The 22,295-nt window shown below is 30.7% G+C and carries 19 protein-coding genes and 1 tRNA gene; 11 read left to right on the top strand and 9 right to left on the bottom strand.

The features are described 5' to 3' along the window. The first annotated feature begins 6 nt into the window (after positions 1-6). Complete coding sequence (locus tag KK2020170_RS01935) at positions 7-957, top strand: DUF3078 domain-containing protein (RefSeq protein ID WP_221259127.1); 951 nt, start codon at positions 7-9, stop codon at positions 955-957. A gap of 42 nt (positions 958-999) precedes the next feature. Here KK2020170_RS01935 and KK2020170_RS01930 read toward each other — a convergent pair whose 3' ends face one another. Continuing rightward, on the bottom strand, positions 1,000-1,377 hold the full coding sequence (locus KK2020170_RS01930) for a heavy-metal-associated domain-containing protein (protein ID WP_221259126.1): 378 nt from the start codon (positions 1,375-1,377) through the stop codon (positions 1,000-1,002). A gap of 96 nt (positions 1,378-1,473) precedes the next feature. Between KK2020170_RS01930 and KK2020170_RS01925 the strand changes: the two genes are divergently transcribed. After that, positions 1,474-2,343 (top strand): DMT family transporter, encoded by an 870-nt coding sequence (locus tag KK2020170_RS01925; RefSeq protein ID WP_221259125.1) that lies wholly within the window; start codon positions 1,474-1,476, stop codon positions 2,341-2,343. A 64-nt stretch (positions 2,344-2,407) separates the two neighbouring features. On the opposite strand, the gene rpmA is transcribed toward KK2020170_RS01925, so the two are convergent. Both rpmA and rplU read right to left on the bottom strand, forming a co-directional pair. Further along, positions 2,408-2,668 carry a 50S ribosomal protein L27 gene (gene rpmA, locus KK2020170_RS01920; RefSeq protein WP_140997365.1) on the bottom strand — a complete coding sequence of 87 codons (261 nt, stop codon included), beginning with the start codon at positions 2,666-2,668 and terminating at the stop codon, positions 2,408-2,410. Positions 2,669-2,700: 32 nt separating this feature from the next. Next, the gene (gene rplU, locus KK2020170_RS01915; RefSeq protein ID WP_221259124.1) at positions 2,701-3,366 is read right to left on the bottom strand and encodes a 50S ribosomal protein L21; all 666 of its coding nucleotides are present in this window, start codon (positions 3,364-3,366) and stop codon (positions 2,701-2,703) included. 194 nt (positions 3,367-3,560) lie between these two features. Here rplU and KK2020170_RS01910 point away from each other — a divergent pair, with 194 nt between their 5' ends. Further along, entirely contained in the window at positions 3,561-4,886 is a 1,326-nt protein-coding gene (locus KK2020170_RS01910) for a M16 family metallopeptidase (protein WP_221259123.1), read from the top strand. A 7-nt stretch (positions 4,887-4,893) separates the two neighbouring features. Next, positions 4,894-6,942, top strand: a complete 2,049-nt coding sequence (locus KK2020170_RS01905; RefSeq protein WP_221259122.1) for a M16 family metallopeptidase — start codon at positions 4,894-4,896, stop codon at positions 6,940-6,942. A 49-nt stretch (positions 6,943-6,991) separates the two neighbouring features. On the opposite strand, the gene KK2020170_RS01900 is transcribed toward KK2020170_RS01905, so the two are convergent. Beyond that, positions 6,992-9,325: an endonuclease gene (locus tag KK2020170_RS01900; protein WP_221259121.1), complete on the bottom strand. Its 2,334-nt coding sequence runs from the start codon at positions 9,323-9,325 to the stop codon at positions 6,992-6,994. Positions 9,326-9,410: 85 nt separating this feature from the next. Beyond that, a tRNA-Phe gene (locus KK2020170_RS01895) sits at positions 9,411-9,483 on the bottom strand. 120 nt (positions 9,484-9,603) lie between these two features. Between KK2020170_RS01895 and KK2020170_RS01890 the strand changes: the two genes are divergently transcribed. The 6 genes from KK2020170_RS01890 (at position 9,604) to KK2020170_RS01865 (ending at position 17,265) form a co-directional block, all read left to right on the top strand. Continuing rightward, on the top strand, positions 9,604-10,341 hold the full coding sequence (locus KK2020170_RS01890) for a type III pantothenate kinase (RefSeq protein ID WP_221259120.1): 738 nt from the start codon (positions 9,604-9,606) through the stop codon (positions 10,339-10,341). Then, the gene (bamG, locus tag KK2020170_RS01885) at positions 10,335-11,609 is read left to right on the top strand and encodes a BamG family beta-barrel-assembly machinery protein (protein ID WP_221259119.1); all 1,275 of its coding nucleotides are present in this window, start codon (positions 10,335-10,337) and stop codon (positions 11,607-11,609) included. The genes KK2020170_RS01890 and bamG overlap by 7 nt, the downstream gene beginning before the upstream one ends. Positions 11,610-11,624: 15 nt before the next feature. Next, positions 11,625-12,986, top strand: coding sequence for a tetratricopeptide repeat protein (locus tag KK2020170_RS01880; RefSeq protein WP_221259118.1), 1,362 nt, complete (start codon positions 11,625-11,627; stop codon positions 12,984-12,986). Position 12,987: 1 nt separating this feature from the next. Further along, positions 12,988-13,548, top strand: a complete 561-nt coding sequence (lptC, locus tag KK2020170_RS01875; RefSeq protein WP_221259117.1) for an LPS export ABC transporter periplasmic protein LptC — start codon at positions 12,988-12,990, stop codon at positions 13,546-13,548. Between the two features lie 244 nt (positions 13,549-13,792). Further along, entirely contained in the window at positions 13,793-15,061 is a 1,269-nt protein-coding gene (locus tag KK2020170_RS01870) for a hemolysin family protein (protein ID WP_221259116.1), read from the top strand. A 98-nt stretch (positions 15,062-15,159) separates the two neighbouring features. Continuing rightward, positions 15,160-17,265, top strand: coding sequence for a peptidylprolyl isomerase (locus KK2020170_RS01865; protein ID WP_221259115.1), 2,106 nt, complete (start codon positions 15,160-15,162; stop codon positions 17,263-17,265). Between the two features lie 52 nt (positions 17,266-17,317). Here the strand turns inward: KK2020170_RS01865 and KK2020170_RS01860 are convergent, their stop codons facing one another. Beyond that, positions 17,318-17,785 (bottom strand): hypothetical protein, encoded by a 468-nt coding sequence (locus tag KK2020170_RS01860; protein WP_221259114.1) that lies wholly within the window; start codon positions 17,783-17,785, stop codon positions 17,318-17,320. A 54-nt stretch (positions 17,786-17,839) separates the two neighbouring features. Between KK2020170_RS01860 and KK2020170_RS01855 the strand changes: the two genes are divergently transcribed. Continuing rightward, positions 17,840-18,622, top strand: coding sequence for a DNA/RNA non-specific endonuclease (locus tag KK2020170_RS01855; protein ID WP_221259113.1), 783 nt, complete (start codon positions 17,840-17,842; stop codon positions 18,620-18,622). On the opposite strand, the gene rodA is transcribed toward KK2020170_RS01855, so the two are convergent. From rodA to KK2020170_RS01840, 3 genes are read right to left on the bottom strand one after another with little or no spacing between them, the layout of a single operon-like run. Continuing rightward, positions 18,623-19,879 (bottom strand): rod shape-determining protein RodA, encoded by a 1,257-nt coding sequence (rodA, locus tag KK2020170_RS01850; RefSeq protein WP_221259112.1) that lies wholly within the window; start codon positions 19,877-19,879, stop codon positions 18,623-18,625. It abuts the gene before it with no gap. Next, positions 19,879-21,795, bottom strand: coding sequence for a penicillin-binding protein 2 (mrdA, locus tag KK2020170_RS01845; RefSeq protein ID WP_221259111.1), 1,917 nt, complete (start codon positions 21,793-21,795; stop codon positions 19,879-19,881). Before mrdA ends, rodA begins: the two co-directional genes overlap by 1 nt. Continuing rightward, positions 21,792-22,295: a rod shape-determining protein MreD gene (locus tag KK2020170_RS01840; protein ID WP_221259110.1), complete on the bottom strand. Its 504-nt coding sequence runs from the start codon at positions 22,293-22,295 to the stop codon at positions 21,792-21,794. Before KK2020170_RS01840 ends, mrdA begins: the two co-directional genes overlap by 4 nt.

Below are 22,295 nucleotides of genomic sequence, written 5' to 3'. Positions count from 1 at the left end.
TTTATTATGAGAAAATTACTGATATTAACCTCAGTATGTTTATTGTTTACTGCTTTAAACGGATATTCACAAAAAATTAGAACTCAAAAAGAAGACACTATATCATTTTGGAAAAAAACTAATAAAGTTGGTCTTGATATTTCTCAAATATCATTTGTAAACTGGAATGCCGGTGGTAATAATTCTATTTCTGGTTTAGTTAAAGGGAAATTTATTAGAGAGTTTTCAAAAAAAAATACAAACTGGAAGAATGAATTAATTGCTCGTTATGGTTTAAATAAACAAGAAGGACAAGAAATTAGAAAAACCGATGATCAGTTACAAATTAACTCTACTTTTGGTTATAGAACAGATACGATTTCAAATTGGTATTATGGAGCTAAAGCTAATTTTTTGACTCAATTTTATAATGGTTATAATTACCCAAATATTGATGACCCAATTTCTCGTTTTATGGCACCTGCTTATTTCTTTTTAGGTATTGGTTCTGAATATAAACGTGATGATTTAAATTTAAATGTTTATATGTCTCCTTTAACTCAGAAAACGACTTTAGTTTTAGATAGACGTTTGGCTAATAAAGGCTCATTTGGAGTTGATCCAGCAGTTTACGATGCAGTAACAGGTGAGCTTTTGTCGGAAGGGAAAAGATCGAGGACAGAAATAGGGATTTTAATTACAAATCAGTGGGAAAAAGAGATATGGAAAAATATCAATTTAGAACACAGAATGAGTTTATATACAGACTATATAAATAATTTTGGAAATGTAGATGTAGATTGGCAAGTTTTGTTGGAAATGACAGTAAATGATTTTGTTAAAGCTAACTTAGGAACCCATTTAGTATATGATGATGATATAAAGGCAAAAGAGGAAATTAACGGTGAGCAAGTTGAAGTCGGTCCAAAAGTTCAATTAAAACAGATTTTAGGTGTAGGTTTAACTTATACATTTTAGATAAAAAAAGGAACTCGATAAGTTCCTTTTTTTATTTTTATTTTAATTCACATTCAGTTTTGAATCAGTAACTTTGTAAGAATCGCCACCAGCTACAGCTTCAATTGTTGTTGTCAGCGAAGTTAAGTCTTGTTGGTTTGAATCAAAAGTTACAATTGCAACTTTACCTTCAAAATCAACTTTAGCTTCTTTAACTCCTGCCGTGCTTGAAAGTTTACTTTCAATGGCTTTAGCACATCCTATTTCACATGTCATGCCTTCAATTGTTAAACTAGCAGTTTCTAATTTTGCATCTTCAGGGATAACGTTTTCAGTGTTTAATTGCTCGCTCTCGTCTATTTTGTTTCCGCTTTCATTTTTACAGCTTAGAGTTAGTGCTCCAATTAAAAATAAAGCAGAAATAGCTTTTAATATTTTCATGATTTAAAAAATTATTTTTTATTATCTAACAAAATTACTAAAAAATCATGTTTTTATTTAAAAATAAAGTTCGAATTTTGAAGTTTGAAAAAAGCTATGGAAAGTAAAAATTTAAAGTGGTTCTTATTAATATTATTAGGTTCGGTTTGGGGAAGTTCATTTATTTTAATGCAATTTGGATTAAAAGGTGTTAATTCCATTCAACTAGGAGCTTTAAGAATTTTATTTGCAGGAACTTTTTTGTTATTAATTGGCTTTAAACATTTAGCAAAAATCCCTTCATATAAATGGAAGTATATTGCATTAACGTCTTTGTTTGGAACTTTTCTTCCTGCTTTTATGTTTGCGACTGCATTAAAACATATTGATGGATCAGTTAGTTCAATAATAAATTCTTTAACACCTGTAAATACATTGTTAATCGGATTATTGGTTTTCGGGGTTTCTGTCCAAAGAAGGCAAATATTTGGTGTTGCTCTCGGTTTTATAGGATGTGTTCTATTAGTGATTTTTGGAGATAATGATAGTAATTCAAGTAATTATATGTATGCCATTTTAATTGCAATTGCTTCTTTATTTTATGGAATGAATGTAAACTTTATAAAACAGTATCTTTCAGATTTAAAACCTTTAACAATTAGTGTAGGAAATTTTGCTATAATGTTTGTTCCGGCATTAGTTATTTTATATAGTACCGGTTTTTTTGAGTTAGTTTCAAATACTGAGACGCAAACAGCTTTGGGTTATATAGGAGTTTTAGGAATCGTAGGTACAGGTTTGTCTAATATTTTGTTTTTCAAGTTAATTCAAATTTCCTCACCTGTATTTGCTTCTTCAACTACTTATATAATACCAGTAGTAGCTTTTATTTTAGGATTTGCTTTTATGGGAGAAACATTAAACTTCATTCAGGCAATTGGAGCTTTGGTAGTTTTACTAGGAGTTTATTTTTCGAGTAGAAAATAAAATTTATAAAGTTTAGATATAAAAAAAGCCACTCAATGAGTGGCTTTTTTATAGATGTATTTAATTATGCTTCAAATGGTACAATTGAAACATAAGACTTATTGTCTTTTTTCTTTTGGAACTGAACAACTCCATCAACTTTTGCATGTAAAGTATGATCTTTACCCATGTAAACGTTTTCACCTGGATTGTGTTTAGAACCTCTTTGTCTAACGATGATGTTTCCTGCAATTGCAGCTTGACCACCATAAATCTTAACGCCTAAACGTTTCGATTCTGATTCTCTACCGTTCTTAGAACTACCGACACCTTTCTTGTGAGCCATGACGTTTTAAGTTTTTTAAGTTAATATTAAAATTAAACTGCTCTACCGCCGTTTAATTCGTCTTGCAATTTTTGTAATTCATCCCACTTCTCATCAGCAGCTAATTGTGCTTGTTGCGCCCAAGTTGTTGGGTCTAAGTGTTGAACTTTAGCTTCAGCAGCATCTAAAACTTCTTTAACTTTGTCAGCTGATGTTTTAGCTAATTTAGCAAAAGTATCAATACCAGCAGCAACTAATACTTCAGCAGCTTTAGGTCCAATACCTTCAATTTTCTTTAAATCATCACCTTTTTTTGAAGCTTTTGCTTTAGGAGCCGCTGCAGGAGCGTCTACTAATTTTTCAGCTTTTGGAGCTGCTTCTTTTTTTGGAGCTGCTTTTTTAGCACCAGAAGCCACAATTCCTTCAATGATAATTTGTGTTAATGACTGGCGGTGACCGTTTTTCTTTTTGTAACCTTTTCTTCTTTTCTTTTTGAAAACAATTACTTTATCACCTTTTAAGTGTTGTAACACTTTTGCTTCTACAGAAGCACCATCTATAGCTGGGGCGCCTAAAGTTACTGTACCATTGTCGTCTAACAAAAGAACTTTATCAAAAGAAACTTTGTTTCCTTCTTCTTCAGCCAAACGGTGTACAAAAACTTTTTGGTCTTTGCTTACTTTAAATTGTTGCCCTGCTATCTCTACGATTGCGTACATATACAATGAATTTAATTTAAATTTCAGGAGTGCAAATATACAACTAAATATTTAATGCACAACACCTAAAGGTTTAAAAAAAACAAAATATCTAATTGGATTCTAAATAACTGTTAAATAGAGTGTTTTATTTGTAACAAATTTCTGAAATTGCGACATATTTAAAATATATTTGAATAAACTAAATTAATTTTATGAAAAAACTTGTAATGGCTTTAAGTGCTTCTGCTTTATTGGGTGGCGTTGCTAGCGCTCAAAAAGTAACATTTGAGGAGTATGATTTAGACAATGGTTTACATGTTGTTTTACATCAAGACAATTCTGCACCTGTTGTAATTACTTCAGTAATGTACCATGTTGGTGCAAAAGATGAACAACCAGATAGAACTGGTTTTGCTCACTTTTTCGAACATTTATTGTTTGAAGGAACAAAAAATATAGAAAGAGGTGAGTGGTTTAAAATTGTAACTGCTAATGGAGGTCAAAACAATGCTAATACAACTGATGATAGAACGTATTATTATGAAGTTTTTCCTTCAAATAATTTAGAATTAGCAATTTGGATGGAGTCTGAAAGATTAATGCATCCTGTGATTAATCAAATTGGGGTAGATACGCAAAATGAAGTTGTAAAAGAAGAAAAAAGGTTGCGTGTTGACAACCAACCTTATGGAAATTTAATCAAGGCTGTAAAAGAAAATATGTTTAAAGTTCATCCATACCGTTGGACAACAATTGGAGAGATGGAGCATTTAGATGCCGCTACTTTAGAAGAATTCCAAGCTTTTAATAAAAAATTCTATATTCCAAATAATGCTGTTTTAGTAGTTGCAGGTCAATTTGATACAGCACAAGCAAAACAATGGATTAACAAATACTTTAGTGCAATTCCAAAAGGTACTCCAGTGGCACGCCAGAAGTATGAAGAAGCTCCAATAACAAAAGAGTTTACTGCGACATGGGAAGATCCAAATATTCAAATTCCAATGTATGTAACTTGTTATAGAACACCATCAATGAAAACTCGCGATGCTAGAGTTTTAGATATGATTTCATCGTATTTGTCTGATGGGAAAAGCTCTAAACTTTACAAAAAACTTGTAGATGATAAAAAATATGCATTACAAGTTGGAGCATTTAATTATAGTCAAGAAGATTACGGAATGTATTTTGTATATAGTTTGCCAATGGGGCAAACTTCTAAAGAGGATATACTGAAGAATATTGATGAAGAAATTGTGAAATTACAAACTGAGTTAATTTCTGAAAGTGACTACCAAAAACTTCAAAATAAATTTGAAAGTCAATATGTAAATAGTAATGCAAGTGTAGAAGGTATTGCAAGTAATTTAGCGACTTATTATTTATTGTATGACGATATTAATTTAATCAATACAGAAATTGATTTGTATAAATCAATTACTAGAGAAGAGATTAAAGCGGTTGCTAATAAATATTTAATGCCAAATCAAAGAATGATTTTGGATTATATGCCAGCTAAAGAGAAAACTCAAAACTAAGATTACAATGAAAAAAATAATATATATAGTAGCCTGCTTATTTTTTATTTCAATGCAAGCACAAGATAGAAAAATGCCGAATCCAGGTCCGGCTCCAAAAATCAACATTAAAAAACCTGAAACATTTACTTTAAAAAATGGTATGAAGGTTTTAGTTGTTGAAAATCACAAATTACCACGTGTTTCTTATACTTTAACATTAGATAATCCTCCATATGCTGAAGGTGCTAAAAAAGGAGTTTCTGATTTAGTTAGCGCAATGTTAGGTAATGGGACTACATCTACATCAAAAGATTTATATAATGAAGAAATTGATTTCCTAGGAGCAAATATTAATTTTTGGTCTTCGGGAGCTTCAGCTAATGGTTTGTCTAGATATTCAGATAGAATTTTAGAATTAATGGCGGATGGAGCACTTAATCCGTTGTTTGTTCAAGAAGAATTTGACAAAGAAAAAGCTAAATTAATTGAGGGGCTAAAATCAGATGAAAAAAGTGTTCCAGCAATTGCGAGAAGAGTCGAAAATGTTCTAACATATGGTAAAAATCATTACAATGGTGAATTTACTTCTGAAGAAACACTTAACAATGTAACTCTTGCAGATGTTAAATTAAACTATAGCACTTACTTCGTTCCTGGTAATGCTTATCTAGTAATTGTAGGTGATGTAGATTTTTCAGCAACTAAAAAGAAAGTTGAAAAACTTTTTGGAAAATGGAAAAAAGCAATTGCTCCTAATTTAGAATATAGTGATCCAAAAGATGTTCAGTATAGCCAAATTAACTTTGTTGATGCGCCAAATGCAGTACAATCTGAAGTTTCTTTAGTGAATTTATCTTCTTTAAAAATGACTGACAAAGATTACTTTGCAGTATTAATGGCCAACCAAATTCTTGGTGGTGGTGGAGAAGGGCGTTTGTTTTTAAACTTACGTGAAAAACATGGTTGGACATATGGTTCTTATTCGTCAATAGGGGCTGATAAATATATTAAGAAATTCCGTTCTTCCGCTTCTGTGCGTAATGCAGTTACTGATAGTGCAATTGTAGAGATTTTTAATGAATTGAAAAAAATTAGAACGGAACTAGTTTCAGAAGAAGATTTAAAAAATGCTAAAGCGAAATATGTAGGTAATTTTGTAATGCAAATTGAAAAACCTGCAACTGTAGCTCGTTATGCTTTAAACAAGGAAACTCAAAATTTACCGGATAATTTCTATGAAACATACATGGAAAATATTAATGCAGTAACTCCTCAAGATGTTTTAAATGCTGCTCAAAAATATTTCTTAGCAAATAATACTAGGGTTGTTGTGGTTGGTAAAGCTGCTGATGTTTTACCTAGTCTAGAAAAAATGAGTAAGGAACATAAATTACCTATTTTCTATTTTGATAAGTATGGAAATCCAACAGAGAAACCAGTTGTGAAGAAAGAGGTGCCAGCTGGTGTTACTGCTCAATCGGTTTTACAAAAGTATATTGATGTTATAGGCGGAGAGAAAGCTGTAAGAGAGGTTAAAACTATATATAGCATAGCTTCGGGAACAGTGCAAGGAACTCCATTAGAATTACATCAAAAATATGCTGCAAATAAAATGGCAGTAGAAGTAAAAGCTATGGGAATGACAGTTTCTAAAAATGTAGTTAGTCCTAGTGGAGCTTATATGGAAGCTCAAGGTAAGAAAACTACTTTTGAAGGTGATAATTTAAAAAAGATGCAAGCTGCAGCTGGAACTTTTAAAGAATTGAAATTATTGAGTAATAAAGAGGTTGTTTTAAAAGGAATCGAAACAATCAAAGATAATGATGCTTATGCAGTTCAATTAGGTGATGCTACATATTATTATGATATGAATTCAGGTTTTAAAGTTGCAGAAGCAAGAGAGTTGGAGCAAGCTGGTCAGAAAATGACACAAATGACATATTTTGAAGATTACAAAGATGTTAAAGGTTTGAAATTTCCATATAAAACAATCTTAAGTGTTGGAATGGATTTAGAGTTCACAACTTCTGAAGTTAAAATCAACGAAGGTGTAACTGATAAAGATTTTGAATAATTCAGAATATATTCATTAAAAAAAAAGCCGCTTAATAAGCGGCTTTTTTTTAATGTAAAATTTTCTTAAAAGATGAAGTTCCATCTTTGAAAAATGTCTTCAAAATCAAAACTGAATTTGATTTTAAAATTGAGTTTATTTCAACTTGATTACTCGAAGTTACTTCATCAAGAATTTTTCTTCCAGAAACATCATAAATTAAAACTCTAGAAATACTTTCTTTTGAGCTTATGTATATAGTATTGTCAATTGAATTAACATAAAAGCTACTAGAAATATTTGTTTTTACTTCTTTTTTGTAAAGGATTTCGAATCTGTTTTTGAAGGTTCCTTCATTTGATAAAAAGGAATAATCGGTGTTTGTTAAGTCTACAATATTTCCATTAAAATTGTCTTTTAAATAAATAGGTGTGTTCTCAAAAACACCTTCACTGTTTTGTAAAGAAATCTTATAAATCGAATTAGTATTAGCTTTAAACTCTAAATTAAATTTATCATCAATAGTGAATTCACCTCTTCCATTGATTACATATTTTTCATCATTTATACTAGTGTAAATAATTGAAGGAGTTGTATCTATAATTTTTCCATCTATTCCTAAATCAAAATCTAATGTAGATGTATTAGTATAACCAATTAAAATTTGGTTAGTTGGTGTTTCATTTTCAAAAAGATTTAATCTGTAAGTGTCTTTTTTAGAAATTAACTCATTGTTGTTTTTGAAAAATTGCGTGTTTTTAAGATCATATCGTAAAGCATTATGAAACAATATAGTTTCATCTTCACCAGAATAAAAATAAAACCCTTGCCCTGGTTTTATACTACCGTCAGGTATTTGTCCTCCAGCAGCAGCAGCAACTCCACCTAATGTGGTGTAAGATGCAAAATTATTTTGCGGATAACTTCCTCCTGATGCTGCAATGGTATGTGTCCAAAAATATAAGGTTTCAATAGTTCTATTACTAGCTATAAAATGGCTTCCTTCAATAGTTGCGGGATAAGGATTTCCAACCATGTTAAATCCCGTAGAAGTATTTATTTCATAATTTCCATTATTTGGAACTCCAGTGAATTGACCAATATATGGTGAAGCTATTGTCGAAGACCAATTGTTAGGTGCTCTAATTATATACCCTTTTGCAGGAATAAAGTCATTTACTGTTGGGTCTATCGAAGAATATGCTGTTAATGGAGTTGTTCCACTAGTAATATATTCATAAAATCTATTTGTTACAGTTTGTGGAGAGAAATCTAATAAATTTTGTCCAGTTACAGGTGAAGACCATGAAGTGTAATCCAAACGAAGTATTGGTGCGCTCTCTTTTATAAGAGTAATATTTCCTGTATTTGTAATATTGTTGATTTGAATTAAGTTGGCGTTGTTTTCTACTGTGAAATTGGCAGAATTATCTACATTTATATTTCTAACAACTGTAAATGTATCTCCAGTTTGAAGTGTTACTTGTGAAGTTCCGGTTATATCTAAAGAGCAAAACTCTAAATCGCCATTAGAGGTAAAATTTCCATTAAAAACAGCTCTTGTATCTTTGTTAGGTGTCCCATTATCCCAAGTGCTTCCATTCCATGTTGTAAGATTTGGACATGATAAAGTGTTCCATGAATCTGGAGCTTGCGGTCCTCCCCAAATCAATGTAGCCAGATAAGGGTTGTCAATAAAGGGATTTCTATTACCTTGAATAGATTGAAGAATATTGTTTCTATTCGTTTCGTAGAAATTAACTGGATCTTCTTCGTTCCATTCTAAAAAAATGTCTGGCATTTCAACACTGTAAGTTAAGCTGCCTGAACCCACAACAGTTGCTAAGCATTGGTTTCCGTATCTAACATACATATACATCATCATTCTAGCAATATCACCTTTCCATTCATCTCCTGGGTACCAATTTGTTCCAACTGGGCCAGCATCTCCTTCTCCATCAGCATAAGGTCTATTTCCTCTGTTAGAATTAAATTGAACGTCAGATGCTCTTAAATGATGCGCATCTGATCCAGGGCCTGAAGTTCCTAAGTCAGGATTGCCTAAAGATTTTGGGTAACAGTGTTCTCTATTCCAGTCGCCTACGTTTCCACCATTATTGTTAACCCCACGATTTCTATCATCAATCACAGAGGCATTAAAATCATTAAAGCCATAGATTAAAAAAACATTTGTATTGTCGTTTGGGTTTAAATCGGTTTGTTTTAATGCGTCCCATACACCTGGTGTGTAACTTAAATTTGTTGTATGAGTATTTGTAATTAATGTAGCTAATTGTGTTTTTAATGCATTTCCAGTTTGGGTAAAATCAATGCTATTATAATAAGCAGGAATTTGTGCAAATAAAATATTAGTAATTAATAAGAAAAGTAATTTTATTTTCATTCTATTTTTAAATTTGGGGTAACCAATTTAAAAATAAAAAAGAATACAAACAAAAAAAACCACTCATTTGAGTGGTTTTTTTTAGTGGTACCTCCAGGAATCGAACCAGGGACACACGGATTTTCAGTCCGTTGCTCTACCAACTGAGCTAAGGTACCTTCCAGAATCAGAAGTAGTACTTGCTGATTGCGGGTGCAAATATAGAACCAATTTTATATTTTCCAAAACAATTTTCAAAAAAAATCTATTTGTATATTTGTCGTCTCTAAAAAATAACGATGCTTTTAGTAATAGATATTGGAAATACTAAAATTAAAACTGCTGTTTTTGAACAAGATAAGCTACTTGATAAGAGAAGTTTTGATAAAAGCGAAGCTCTAAAAATTATTGAAAAAATTTTTCGAAATTTTTCAAAAATCAAGTATTCGATTAGTTCTTCAGTAGGAAAAGATAATTTTGAGTTATTAGATTTATTAAAATCTCGAACAAATTACATCAACATTGATCATACTTCAAAGTTTCCTTTCTTAAATAAATATAGTACTCCAAAGACACTTGGGGTAGACAGAATGGTTCTAATGTCTGGGGCTGCGCTTTTATATCCCCGAAAAAATATTTTGGTTATTGATTGTGGTACTTGTGTTACATATGATTTTTTAAGTATAAAAGGAGAATATTTTGGTGGGGCAATTTCACCAGGATTACAAATGAGATACAAAGCTTTACATACTTTTACTGAAAAGCTTCCGTTATTAAAGAATGAATTACCAAGTGATTTGATTGGAAATAGTACAAATGAATCGATTTATTCAGGTGTTGTAAATGGTTTGATGTTTGAAATTGAAGGGTTTATTTCACAATATTCTCTTAAATTTCAAGATTTAACAATAATTTTAACAGGTGGAGATACAGATTTTTTGGCTAAAAGTTTAAAAAGCACCATATTTGCCCATTCAAATTTTTTACTTGAAAGTTTGAACGCATTATTTCATTATCACAAAAATATAAAATGCTAAAAAAACTTATTTTTTGTTTCGGAATTTTACTAACATCGTTTGTTGGTTATTCTCAAGAAAATACTGCTTCACCATATTCATATTATGGTTTAGGAGAAATCAAATTCAAAGGCACTCAAGAAGCAAGAGCTATGGGAGGATTGGCTATTACAGGAGATAGTTTGTCAGTTAATTTAAATAATCCAGCATCGTATTCAAATTTATTAATAACAACTTTTAGTGTTGGAGGTACTTCAACTTTTAATAATTTGAAAACAACAGAACAGGAAGAAAAAGCTAGAAGGACAAGTCTGGATTATATCGCTGTTGGTATTCCAATGGGTAAATTAGGTGCGTCTTTTGGTTTAATGCCTTACAGTGTTACAGGTTATCAAATTCAAAACACTGTATTTAATGAAAATGACCCTTCAACTACAGATGATGATGAAACTAGATATATTGAAAAAGAAGGTTCGGGAAGTATCAATAGAGTTTTTCTTGGTTTTTCATACAAGATTAATAAAAATTTTAGTTTTGGATTGAATCTTGAATATAATTTTGGAAAATCTGGTGATGAAATCAGAGAATCAATAGAGGGAGTTCAGCTAACTACTAGAGAGAGAAATGAGTATACTATAAATGGAGTAACAACAAATTTTGGACTATTATACAGTGGGAAATTAGATGAGAAACGAAAGTTTTTTTCAAGTTTGACTTTCTCTCCTGAATCAAAATTAAATTCTAAAAATTACAGAAATATTGCTACGGTTTCTTACAGTCTTGGTGGTACTGAGTTTGTAAGTGATTTTAACGAATATAATTTACCTGATTCAAAATTAGTTGTACCATCGAAATTAGCTTTAGGTTTTGGAATTGGGCAAACTAATAAATGGATGATTGGAACTGAAGTTTCTTTTATTGGTTCTAAAAAAATGATTAATCGTTTTGGAGATAATGGTAGTTCAAGTTTTGAAAATGGACAAAAAGTTTCTTTAGGAGGTTATTACATTCCAAAATACGATTCTTTTTCGAGCTACTTTAGTAGAGTGGTTTATAGAGCAGGTTTTAGATATGAAAAAACAGGTTTAATCATAAACAATGAGAGTATTAATGATTATGGCATGAATTTTGGTTTAGGTTTACCAGTTGGATTGTCTAAAATTGATTTGAGCTTCGAATTTGGTAAAAGAGGAACAACCAGTAACGGCCTAATTCAAGAGAATTATTTCAACGTAGGAGTAGGTTTATCTCTAGGAGATAAATGGTTTAAGAAAACATTAATTGACTAAATATAGAAATTGAATATGAAAACTAAATTGTCATTATTATTTGTAGCAGCTTTTGGCTTTTTTGCTCAAGCGCAAGATTGTGTTGAAACTGTAAGTTTAATGGGTACAGCTGTAAAGGCTAAAGATCCATCGGCATACGAATATTTAACACAATTAAGAAAAGATTGTCCTACAATCCATAAAGCAGTTTATACTTATGGAGAGTATGCAATTAAACAACAAATTGAAAGAGCTGAAGGTAATCCTACAGAAAAAGCTAAGTATGTTCAGGATTTAGTAAAGTTGTATGATGAATATGCAACTAACTTCCCTCAATATGGTAAAGCAGGTGTAGATGTTAAAAAAGGATTAGCATTGTTTGATTATGGAGTAGGTACAAAAGAGCAAACTTTTGGTTATTTCGATAATGCTTTCAAAAATGATTTAGCTAATTTTGATAGTCCGAGAGCTTTGTATGCTTATTTTGAGATTTTTGTAAATGATTACAAAGCTGGTGTTAAAGGGATTGATTTACAGCATGTTTTTGATAAATATGATGATATCTCTGAAAAATTAACTGAATTATCAAAAGAAGATTCAAATACTTTAGATCAATTATTAAATAAAGTTGAAGGTGGTCAAGCTTTAGATGTTAAAGAAGAAAAAGCTAAAACAAAAATTGAAGCTAATTTAGGAGATATCGCAACTGTAGGTTCTAGTATGGATGCAATTATTGTTGAGCTGTCTACTTGTGAGAAATTAATACCATTCTATCAAAAATCATTTGAAGCTAACAAATCTAACGAGCAATGGTTAAAACGTGCAGCTGATAGATTAGAGGCTAAAGAATGTGATAATGATCCATTATTCTCTCAAATTTCTGAGGCTTTATATAAGTTAAATCCAAGTGCAGATGCGGCTTATAAATTAGGTGTTGTAGAATTGCAAAGAAAGAATACTTCTAAAGCTATGGATTATTTTAATCAAGCGGCTGCAATGTTCCAAGATAACTCTAAAAAAGCAGCAGTTTATATGAAAATGGCTTATGCTTATAAAAACTCAAGTAAGAGTCAAGCTAGAACTTATGCAAGAAAAGCATTGGCAGTTAAACCATCTTATGGAGCGGCTTACTTATTAATGGCTCAATTATACGCAAGTAGTATAAATGAATGTGGTTCTAACCCATTTGAAAAAAGAGCTGTATACTGGTTAGCAGCTAACTATGCAGATAAAGCGGGTGCAGTTGATCCATCAGTAAAAACTACTGCCGCTAAAATGGCTACAAGCTATAGAGCTTCTGCTCCTTCAAGAACTGAAATTTTCCAAGCTAATATGTCAGGAAAAAGACTTGCTTTTGATTGTTGGGTAGGTGAGAGTATAGTTGTTCCTAGTTTATAAAATGATTGAAAAATCAAAACATATAATTTTAAGCATAGTCACGATTTTAATCGTGGCTATGTTTTTTTCATGTGAAGGTTCGTTAAAAGAAGTTCAAAAATCTAATTTGTCTGCTTTTGTGCCTGTTGGTGAAGCCGATTCTATAAATTTAAAATATACCGATTCAGGCAAAATACTTACAACTCTTGTGAGTCCAAAAATGCTTGATTATTCAAATATCGATAATCCTTTTACTGAATTTCCCAAAGGGGTTTTAGTTTCGATGTATGATAAAAATGGAACAATAACAACTACAATAAAATCTGATTATGCTATTTCGTATAAGAAAACAGATATTATAGATTTACAAGGTAACGTTGTTATAGCTTCTAATGATGGAAAGAAAATGGAAACTTCTCAGTTGTACTTTGATCAAAAAAATGAGTGGTTTTTTACCGAAAAATTCTTCAAATTTACAGACGGTGAAGGCGGTTATCTTCAAGGGCCAGGTGTGGATTTTAGTAAAGATTTTAAAATCTTTAACATGCAAAACAGTACGGGTGAAGTAAACGCTGCTGAATAAATCTTTCCAATTTACTTTTTTTTACTACTTTTGAGAAAACAAGTTTTTAATTATGACTTATTTAAAGATAGTTCAGTATATGTATTTAGTCTTTGCTGGATTTTTTATTTATGATGCTTACACTAAAGCATTGAATGGCGAAAACTATTGGCTTAGTGTCATAATTGCTTTGGTGGCAATTGGTATGTTTTTTTTTAGAAGGCATTTTTACAATAAGCATCAAAATCCCAAGCGTTAATTACAAATGGACATAGCCGTCATACTCATTTGTTTACTTCTTTCAGCTTTCTTTTCAGGAATGGAGATTGCATATGTTTCTTCAAACAAAGTATATCTTTCTATCGAAAAAAAGCAAGACAATTTTAATGCTAAAATTTTATCTCGGTTAATTGAAAAACCATCACAGTTTATTACTGCAATGCTTGTGGGTAATAACGTGGTTTTAGTTGTTTATGGTATCTTTTCGGGAGAGATGATAATGCAATGGATTGAATCTTTCAATTTTGAACTAACATCTTTTGCAAGTTTAATGCTCCAAACTATAATATCAACTTTAATTATTTTAATAACAGCTGAATTTTTACCTAAAGTATTCTTTCAAATTTATGCTAATAGTTTTGTAAAGATTTTTGCTGTTCCAGCTTACGTATTTTATCAATTATTTTATTGGGTTTCTAGATTTATTATTTGGATTTCTGATTTTATTTTGATTAAATTTTTCAAAACTGAAGGTGATCAAGTTCAAGATTATTTTAGTAAAGTAGAGTTAGGTAATTTTATTTCCGAGCAAATGAATGGTGTTTCTGATGAAGATGAAATTGATTCAGAAATTCAAATTTTTCAAAATGCACTTGAGTTTTCAGATTTGAAAGCAAGAGATATTATGACGCCAAGAACTGAAATTTCAGGTGTCGATATTTTAGATTCAGTTCAAGAACTCCGCGAATTGTTTATTAGTACAGGTTATTCTAAAATTGTAGTTTATCAAAATTCAGTTGACGAAGTTTTAGGTTATGTACATTCGTTTGAATTGTTTAAAAAACCAAAAACAATTAAATCAGTAATGATTCCTATTGAGTATGTTCCTGAAACTATTTACATTAAAGATTTGCTCGATATTCTAACCAAAAAGCGTAAAAGTATGGCTGTAATTCTCGATGAATATGGTGGGACATCGGGTATTGTTACGGTGGAAGATATTATTGAAGAATTGTTTGGAGAAATAGAAGATGAGCATGATTTAGATGAAGAGCTAATTGATGAAAAATTAGATGAAAATTCATATTTATTTTCAGCGCGACTAGATGTTGAATTTATAAATGAAAAGTATAATTTAGATATTCCAGAAACAGATTCTTATAGTACTTTGGGCGGGTTTGTTGTATATCATACTAAAGAAATTCCTCAAAATGAAGAAAAAATAAGAATAGAGAACTTCGAGATTACGATTCATTCGGCTTCAAATAAAAAGATAGAATTGGTAAAACTTTCTATTCTAGAAGAAAAACAATAAAATTTTACAAAAAAATAGCGAAATTCTAATTTTATCTATTTTATTATTGAATAGATAATTGTATTTTCGCCCTCTGAAAAAAAGTAAATTAATATAAAATGGCAGTTTTAGGAAAAATTAGACAGCGCTCAATATTATTAATTGGAGTTATTGGATTCTGTTTATTTGCGTTTGTTATTGGGGATGTTGTACAAAACGGTAGTTTTGGTATAAATGCAAACAATGTTGGTTCTGTTAATGGTACAGATATCGATGCGCAACAATTTATGCAAAAGGTTGCTCAACTTGAACAGCAAAACCAAAATACTACAAATGCACAAGCAATGAATAGTGTTTGGGAACAAGAAATTCGCAACATTATTTTAGGCGAGCAAATTGAAAAAGCTGGTTTAGGTATTGCAAACGATCAATTAATCAACGAAATAAAGAAAAACCCGTATTTTTCTCAAAACCCTCAGTTTCTAAATGAAGCTGGAATGTTTGATGAGAATAAATTTAGAGAGTTTGTGAAATCTATTCAAAATGATCCTAATCAAGACCGTTGGAATGAGTGGAAAAGTTTTGAGAATGAAGTTGCAAAAACATCTGTTCAACAAATGTATTACAACTTGATTAAGGGTGGTGTTTATACAACTCAAGCAGAAGGGAAATTTAAATACGTTTCAGATAACAGAAAAGTTGATTTTGAATATGTAACTGTACCTTACAGTACAATTAATGATGATGAAGTAAAAGTTTCAGATGATGAAATTATTGCTTACATGAAGAAACACCCTAAACGTTACAAATCTGATAACACTAGAAGTTTAGAGTTTGTTTTATTCGAAAACAAGCCATCTGAAGCTGATGAAAGAGCAATGCAAAAAGCAATGGATAAAGTTATGTTTGGAATTGTTGAGTTTAATAACAAAACAAATTCAAATGATACAATTCCAGCTTTCAAAGATATCAAAGCTGAAAACGTTGCCGAGTTTGTAAATAAAAATTCTGATGTTAAGTTCGATTCTATTTATTTAGCAAAAAGCGAATTGCCTTTAGATTACCAAGAGCAATTATTTAACTTGTCTCAAGGAGAAGTTTTCGGCCCTTACTCTTTTAATGGTAGTCAAAACGTATCTAGAATGTTAGATCGTAAGGCAAATGCAAGTGTTAAAGCAAGTCACATTTTAATTGCTTATAAAGATGCTGCTCGTTCAACTGCTACAAGAACAAAAGAAGAAGCTGAAGCTTTAGCAAACGAATTGTTAGGTAAAGCAAAAGCAAACCCTGCAGATTTTGCTAAGTTAGCTGAAGAAAACTCTGATGATCCGGGTTCTAAAACTAAAGGTGGAGAATACGATAACATTATGCCAGGACAAATGGTTCCTCAATTTAATGATTTTATTTTCGATAGTCCAGTTGGGTCGATTGGTTTAGTTGAAACTGATTTTGGTTTCCACGTAATTAAAGTGAGTGCAAAATACGAATCTGTTTTATTAGCTACTATATCTCAAAAAGTTGAACCGTCTGAGGCAACTGTTGATGCAAATTATACTAAAGCAAGTAAATTTGAAGCTACTGTTAGCTCAAAAGATTTTTCTGAAACTGCTAAAGCTGAGAATTTAACGAGTTCTCCAGTTACAAATTTAAAAGCTACTGATGAGTACGTTGGTGCTTTAGGAGCACAACGTCAAATTGTAATGTGGGCTTTTAACAGCGATACAAATGTAGGTGATGTTAGAAGGTTTGATGTTCCTCAAGGATTTGTTGTTGCAAAAGTTACTAACAAAAATGAAACTGGTTTATTAGCAATTGATGTAGCAAGAGAGTCTGTGGGTGCAATTTTAAGAAACGAGAAAAAAGCATTAAAAATTCGTGAGAAAATGAATGCTGCTACTTTAGAAGATATTGCTAAATCAACAGGAGGGTCTGTTATTTTAGCTTCTAATGTTGCTTTAGGTACTGCTGTAATTCCAAATATTGGTAGAGAAACTAAAGTTGTTGGAACTGCATTTAATTTAGAAGCTGGAAAAACTTCTGATTTAATTGATGGCACAATGGGAGTTTATAAAATTAGAACGAAGCAAGTTGTTAATGAACCTGCAGTAACTAGTTATAAAACACAAACTGCTCAAGAAATGCAACAACAACAAAATGCAGCTCAAATGAGAGTTTTCCAAGCTTTAAAAGATAAAGCTGATATTGAAGATAATAGAGTAAAATAATTTACTTTAAGTATATAAAAAAAGCCCTATTTTAAATAGGGCTTTTTTTATATTATAATTTTCTGCGTTTCTTTTCAGCTTTACTTAAATCCTTTTCTAAATCTTTTAATTGTTCTTCCTTTTTCAAGATTTTTTCATTCCATTTGATTTGTTCTTCCGGACTTAATTTTTCTTTCTTTTCTAGTTTAGCAAGCTTCTTTTTATGTTGTTCGATATCTTTTCTTTTTTTATCTATTTTATTGTGGATGCTTTTTATATTATCGTCTGCTTTTTTTCTTTTTTTAAGCTCTTTTTCGGCTTTGCTAGCTTCTTTTTCGGCTTTCTTTCTTTCTTTTTCGGCAGCTTCTTTTTCTTTTTCTAGCTTTTCTATTTTTTTCTCTCTTTCTTTTTCTTCTTTAAGCTGTTGTTTTTGTTCTTTTAAAGCTTTTTCCTTAATTGCTATTGAATCATTTACTACTTCTTGAGAAAATCCTAAATTCATCAATACTAAAGCAGTTATTAAAGTAAATTTTGTTTTCATTTTAGACTGTTTTAATTAATTTTACAAAGATACACACTCAAATTGTATGCCTAAATGAATTTTAATAAGATTTTACTTTTATTTGTTTTTTTACTATTTGTAATTGCTTGTAAAGAAGTTATTATAGTTGAAGACGATTCTAGTTTTTCTAGTAATGAAACTGTAGGTGAATTTAATTATTTACCTACTAATACGACCAATGCAGTTTATACACACAATACTTATACACTTTCTTATGCGGAAGAGTTTGAACAAGCTGAGTGGGTAGCTTACTATTTAGATAAAGAAGATATTAAGTACATAAACTATAAACGACCTCTATTTGAAGTGGATGATGAAGTTATAACTGGATCAGCGCATTGGCGTAATTTTAAAAACTCAGGTTATAATAAAGGTCATTTATTACCAGCTGGAGATAGAAGAGCTAGTTATGAGGAATTTGAAGAGACTTTTTTAACTTCTAACATTTCTCCTCAAAAGTATAAGTTCAATAGTGGTATTTGGAACCGCCTAGAACAAAAAGTAAGATATTGGGCTGGTAAATATGATGGGTTATATGTTGTTACAGCAGGAGTGTTATCGAGTGATTTGGAAACTATCGGGTATGAAGATGTAGCTGTTCCAAAATACTTTTATAAAGTTTTATTGACTAACGATAGAACTAGAATGATCGGTTTTTTAGTTCCGCATAAAGATTCTAATAAGCCTTTATATGAATTTGTGGTTTCGGTAGATTCAATTGAAAAAATAACTGGTTTAGATTTTTTTCCAGAATTAGAAGATACTTTGGAAAGTCAACTGGAATCTAATTCTAGTTATAAAGATTGGAGTTTTTAATTACCATTCATTCACTTTATTCGCATCAAGTTTTATAAATATAAAAAGCATAATCGTAAATGCCCATAAACTTGATCCTCCATAGGAAAAGAAAGGTAATGGTACTCCAATTGTAGGAAACAATTTGACTAGCATAGCAATATTTACAAAAAAGTGAGTAAATAAATAGGTGGCGACACAATAACCATAAACTCTACTAAATTTTGTTTTTTGATTTTCTGCTAAGTAAAGTATTCTTAGAAATAAAGAAGCAAATAAAAGAATTACTAAAGTTGAACCTACAAATCCCCATTCTTCACCAACAGTAGTAAAAATATAATCGGTGTGTTGTTCTGGTACAAAACCGCCTTTTGTTTGTGTTCCTTCTAAATATCCTTTACCTGTCCAACCACCGGAACCTATCGCAATCATAGATTGATTTAGATTATAACCTTCGTTTTTTAAATCAACATTGTCTCCTAATAATACGTCAATTCTATCTTTTTGATGTGGCTCTAGTATGTTGTTGTAAACATAACTTACCGAAAAAACAAAGCCAAAAACTAGTAAGCTTACAAATAAATATAAAAACGGATTTCGACTAATCTTTTTATTATTAAAATAATGAACTAAGGCTATTACAAAAAATCCAATTCCAATGTAAAGAGGGTTAAATATTAAGGATAATATGAAAAGTACAATTGCTGAAATACCCGCTATTATATACCAAGTAGGTAAACCCTCTCTATTCAGTACAAAGATTAATGATAAAAAAATCATTGCACTACCAGCATCGGGTTGCATTAAAATTAAGAGTATAGGTAAACCAATAATTGCAAAAGCAAGTAGTTGATGTTTAAATATTTTTAAGTTTATCTGTGAAAAGCTAAGGTACTTTGCTAATAATAAGGCGGTAGCTGTTTTAACAAATTCTGAAGGTTGAAATCCAAACCCTCCAAATTGATACCAATTAGTTTGCCCTTTTTTTGTAACTCCAAAAACGAAAAGTCCCATGAGGAGTAAAATACCTATTCCATAAAAAACGAATGAAAGTCTTTCAAATATTTTAGCATCTAAAAAGAGTAAAATAAAAATAAGAGGAATACTTAAAAATATGAAAAGCATTTGCCTTCCGTAAATTTGACTTAAATCTAAAACTGAAGTTTCTTCTAAGGGTAATGAAGCAGAATAAATAGTAAACCAGCCCATAATTACTAAAGTAAAATATAGAAAAAGTGTTAACCAATCGATACCTTTTTTTACACTTTGATTTAACATTAATTGACTTCCTCCTCTTTATTAGTTAGTGTTGCTTCAGAATTTTGTTTATCTAAATTCACTGAAGTGTTTCTTTGGAATATAATATCTTCAATCTTTTTGTATTCATCCAATAAGCTTCCATTTAACATTCTGTCTTCTAAATCTTTTCTAGTAATTTTTCCTCTAATATATTTTTCAACCATTAAAGTTGCTATAGGGCCAGCCCATCGGTTTCCCCAATAACCATTTTCAACAAAAACGGCAATGGCAATTTTAGGATTTTCTGCAGGAGCAAAAGCGACAAATATTGAATGGTCTTTTAGTTGATATGTTTTGCCTGCAACTCGAATTTTATTTTCGGCAGTACCCGTTTTTCCACAAATTTGTAGACTGTCGACTTTTAAGCTAGAAGCGGTACCTTTATTGTAAACATCCGCCAAACCTTTAATTACTGGATCAAAATAATCTTTATTAACTGTTACAACATGTTTAGTTGTAAACTTTTTATCGATAGTATCACCTTTAATATTTTTGACAATGTGTGGTGTGTAAAAGAATCCTTTATTTGCAACTGCAGCCATCATATTAGCTAACTGAATAGGCGTAGTTAAAACCTCACCTTGCCCAATTGAATTTGATATAATTGTTGTACTTCTCCAACCACCATTAGGATATGCTCTTTGATATGTCTTAGAATCAGGTACTAAACCTTTTGCTCCAATCGGCATATCTGTTCCTAAGAATTGACCCAAACCAAAGCTTTTTACATGTTGTGACCAAATATCAACACTCTCACTAGGGTTTTTATATTTATCAATTGTTTTCTTGTAAACATTCGCAAAATAAGTATTACATGATTGATAGATTCCATTGTTTAATTTAGAAACTCCAGAATCGTGACATTTCATGAATGCTCCGCGACCATAATAAAAACCATGATGGCAAACAAAACCTGTTTCTTCATTAATTACTTCTTCTTGTAATCCAATTAACCCAGTAACAATTTTAAATGGTGAACCAGGAGGATATTGTGCTAAAAGGCCTCTGTCATACAAAGGTTTGGCAATGGAGTCATAATATAATTGCGTATAGTTTGCAGACCTTTTCCTACCTACTAAAAGAGCCGGGTCATAAGTTGGAGCAGAAACTAAGGCTAAAATTTCACCACTGCTAGGTTCAATTGCAACAATACCACCACGTTTATTAACCATTAACTCCGTTCCGTATTTTTGTAATTCAGCGTCAATAGTTAGAACTAAATCCTTTCCTTGTTGAGAGATAGTGTCATATTTGCCTTCTTTATATGGGCCTATAATTTTATTATGCTTGTCGCGTAGTAAATATTTTACACCTTTTATTCCTCTTAATATTTCTTCATATTGTTTTTCAACGCCTTGTTTTCCTATTAAATCACCACTATTGTAGTAAGGGTTGGTTTCGATTTCATGATTGTTTACTTGTGCAATGAAACCAAAAATATTAGCACCGTAATCAACTTGATAGTCACGTAAAGCTCTTTTTTGCGTATAAAAACCCTCAAATTTTCTTTCTTTTTCTTGAAAGGCTGCATATTCTTTCTTGTTTAATTGTGGAAGAAAAACAGATGGTAATCTTGGGCTATAAACTTTTGCTTTTTCAATTTTCTTAATAAAGGTTTCTTTAGTTATTCCTAATAAGTTACAAAATTCAAGAGTATCAATATCTTTAATTTCCCTAGGGATAACCATTATATCGTAAGAAGGTTGATTGGCTACCAAAAGCTTTCCATTTCTGTCGTATATGTATCCTCTTTCAGGGAAGTCAAATACCTTTTTAATAGCATTGTTTTCAGACTGTAATTTTAATGATTCATCTATTACTTGCAAATAGAAAATCTTACCAATTAATAATAAACTGGTTAAAATAACGATAGCAGGTAAAAGAATTTTTCTCATCGTTTATTTGGCTTGATTAAGAAAATTAATATCAAACAAACTATTACTGTAAAAAAGGTTGAAAGTAAAGTTTTAAGAAGAACATTTAAAATTAATGAAAATCTAAAGTATTCTAAAGAAAACATTACAAAATGATGGATAAATACTGAAGTTACTAAAAAAGTAATTCGTTCAGATGAGATTTTATCTACAATTTTAATAGTTTGATATTCATAACTTATACCAAATGAAAACTTAAATAAACTTGGCCTAACAAATGCAAGTATAGTTGCTGAAGCAGCATGAATTCCACCAGAATTAGAAAACATATCTAAAATTAAACCTAGAAGAAAACTAAAAAATAAAAGCGAGCTTTTATTGCCATTTATTGGAAATAATAAAATGAATAAAATATAAGGATATGGATTTAAGTAACCAAAAAGATTAATATTGTTGAATATTAAAACTTGTAAGATTATTAAAATTAAAAATCTGAAAATATTTAATAATGTTGAATTCAA

Origin of the sequence: Flavobacterium okayamense (genome assembly GCF_019702945.1) — a bacterium.
Classification (GTDB): domain Bacteria; phylum Bacteroidota; class Bacteroidia; order Flavobacteriales; family Flavobacteriaceae; genus Flavobacterium; species Flavobacterium okayamense.
The sequence above is the reverse complement of the archived record's forward strand: the minus strand, read 5'-3'. Positions and strand labels throughout refer to the sequence as shown.

Coding starts and splice junctions, on each gene's coding strand:
- KK2020170_RS01935 (WP_221259127.1), top strand. CDS start 7: ATGAGAAAATTACTGATATTAACCTCAGTATGTTTATTGTTTACTGCT.
- KK2020170_RS01930 (WP_221259126.1), bottom strand. CDS start 1,377: ATGAAAATATTAAAAGCTATTTCTGCTTTATTTTTAATTGGAGCACTA.
- KK2020170_RS01925 (WP_221259125.1), top strand. CDS start 1,474: ATGGAAAGTAAAAATTTAAAGTGGTTCTTATTAATATTATTAGGTTCG.
- rpmA (WP_140997365.1), bottom strand. CDS start 2,668: ATGGCTCACAAGAAAGGTGTCGGTAGTTCTAAGAACGGTAGAGAATCA.
- rplU (WP_221259124.1), bottom strand. CDS start 3,366: ATGTACGCAATCGTAGAGATAGCAGGGCAACAATTTAAAGTAAGCAAA.
- KK2020170_RS01910 (WP_221259123.1), top strand. CDS start 3,561: ATGAAAAAACTTGTAATGGCTTTAAGTGCTTCTGCTTTATTGGGTGGC.
- KK2020170_RS01905 (WP_221259122.1), top strand. CDS start 4,894: ATGAAAAAAATAATATATATAGTAGCCTGCTTATTTTTTATTTCAATG.
- KK2020170_RS01900 (WP_221259121.1), bottom strand. CDS start 9,325: ATGAAAATAAAATTACTTTTCTTATTAATTACTAATATTTTATTTGCA.
- KK2020170_RS01890 (WP_221259120.1), top strand. CDS start 9,604: ATGCTTTTAGTAATAGATATTGGAAATACTAAAATTAAAACTGCTGTT.
- bamG (WP_221259119.1), top strand. CDS start 10,335: ATGCTAAAAAAACTTATTTTTTGTTTCGGAATTTTACTAACATCGTTT.
- KK2020170_RS01880 (WP_221259118.1), top strand. CDS start 11,625: ATGAAAACTAAATTGTCATTATTATTTGTAGCAGCTTTTGGCTTTTTT.
- lptC (WP_221259117.1), top strand. CDS start 12,988: ATGATTGAAAAATCAAAACATATAATTTTAAGCATAGTCACGATTTTA.
- KK2020170_RS01870 (WP_221259116.1), top strand. CDS start 13,793: ATGGACATAGCCGTCATACTCATTTGTTTACTTCTTTCAGCTTTCTTT.
- KK2020170_RS01865 (WP_221259115.1), top strand. CDS start 15,160: ATGGCAGTTTTAGGAAAAATTAGACAGCGCTCAATATTATTAATTGGA.
- KK2020170_RS01860 (WP_221259114.1), bottom strand. CDS start 17,785: ATGAAAACAAAATTTACTTTAATAACTGCTTTAGTATTGATGAATTTA.
- KK2020170_RS01855 (WP_221259113.1), top strand. CDS start 17,840: ATGAATTTTAATAAGATTTTACTTTTATTTGTTTTTTTACTATTTGTA.
- rodA (WP_221259112.1), bottom strand. CDS start 19,879: ATGTTAAATCAAAGTGTAAAAAAAGGTATCGATTGGTTAACACTTTTT.
- mrdA (WP_221259111.1), bottom strand. CDS start 21,795: ATGAGAAAAATTCTTTTACCTGCTATCGTTATTTTAACCAGTTTATTA.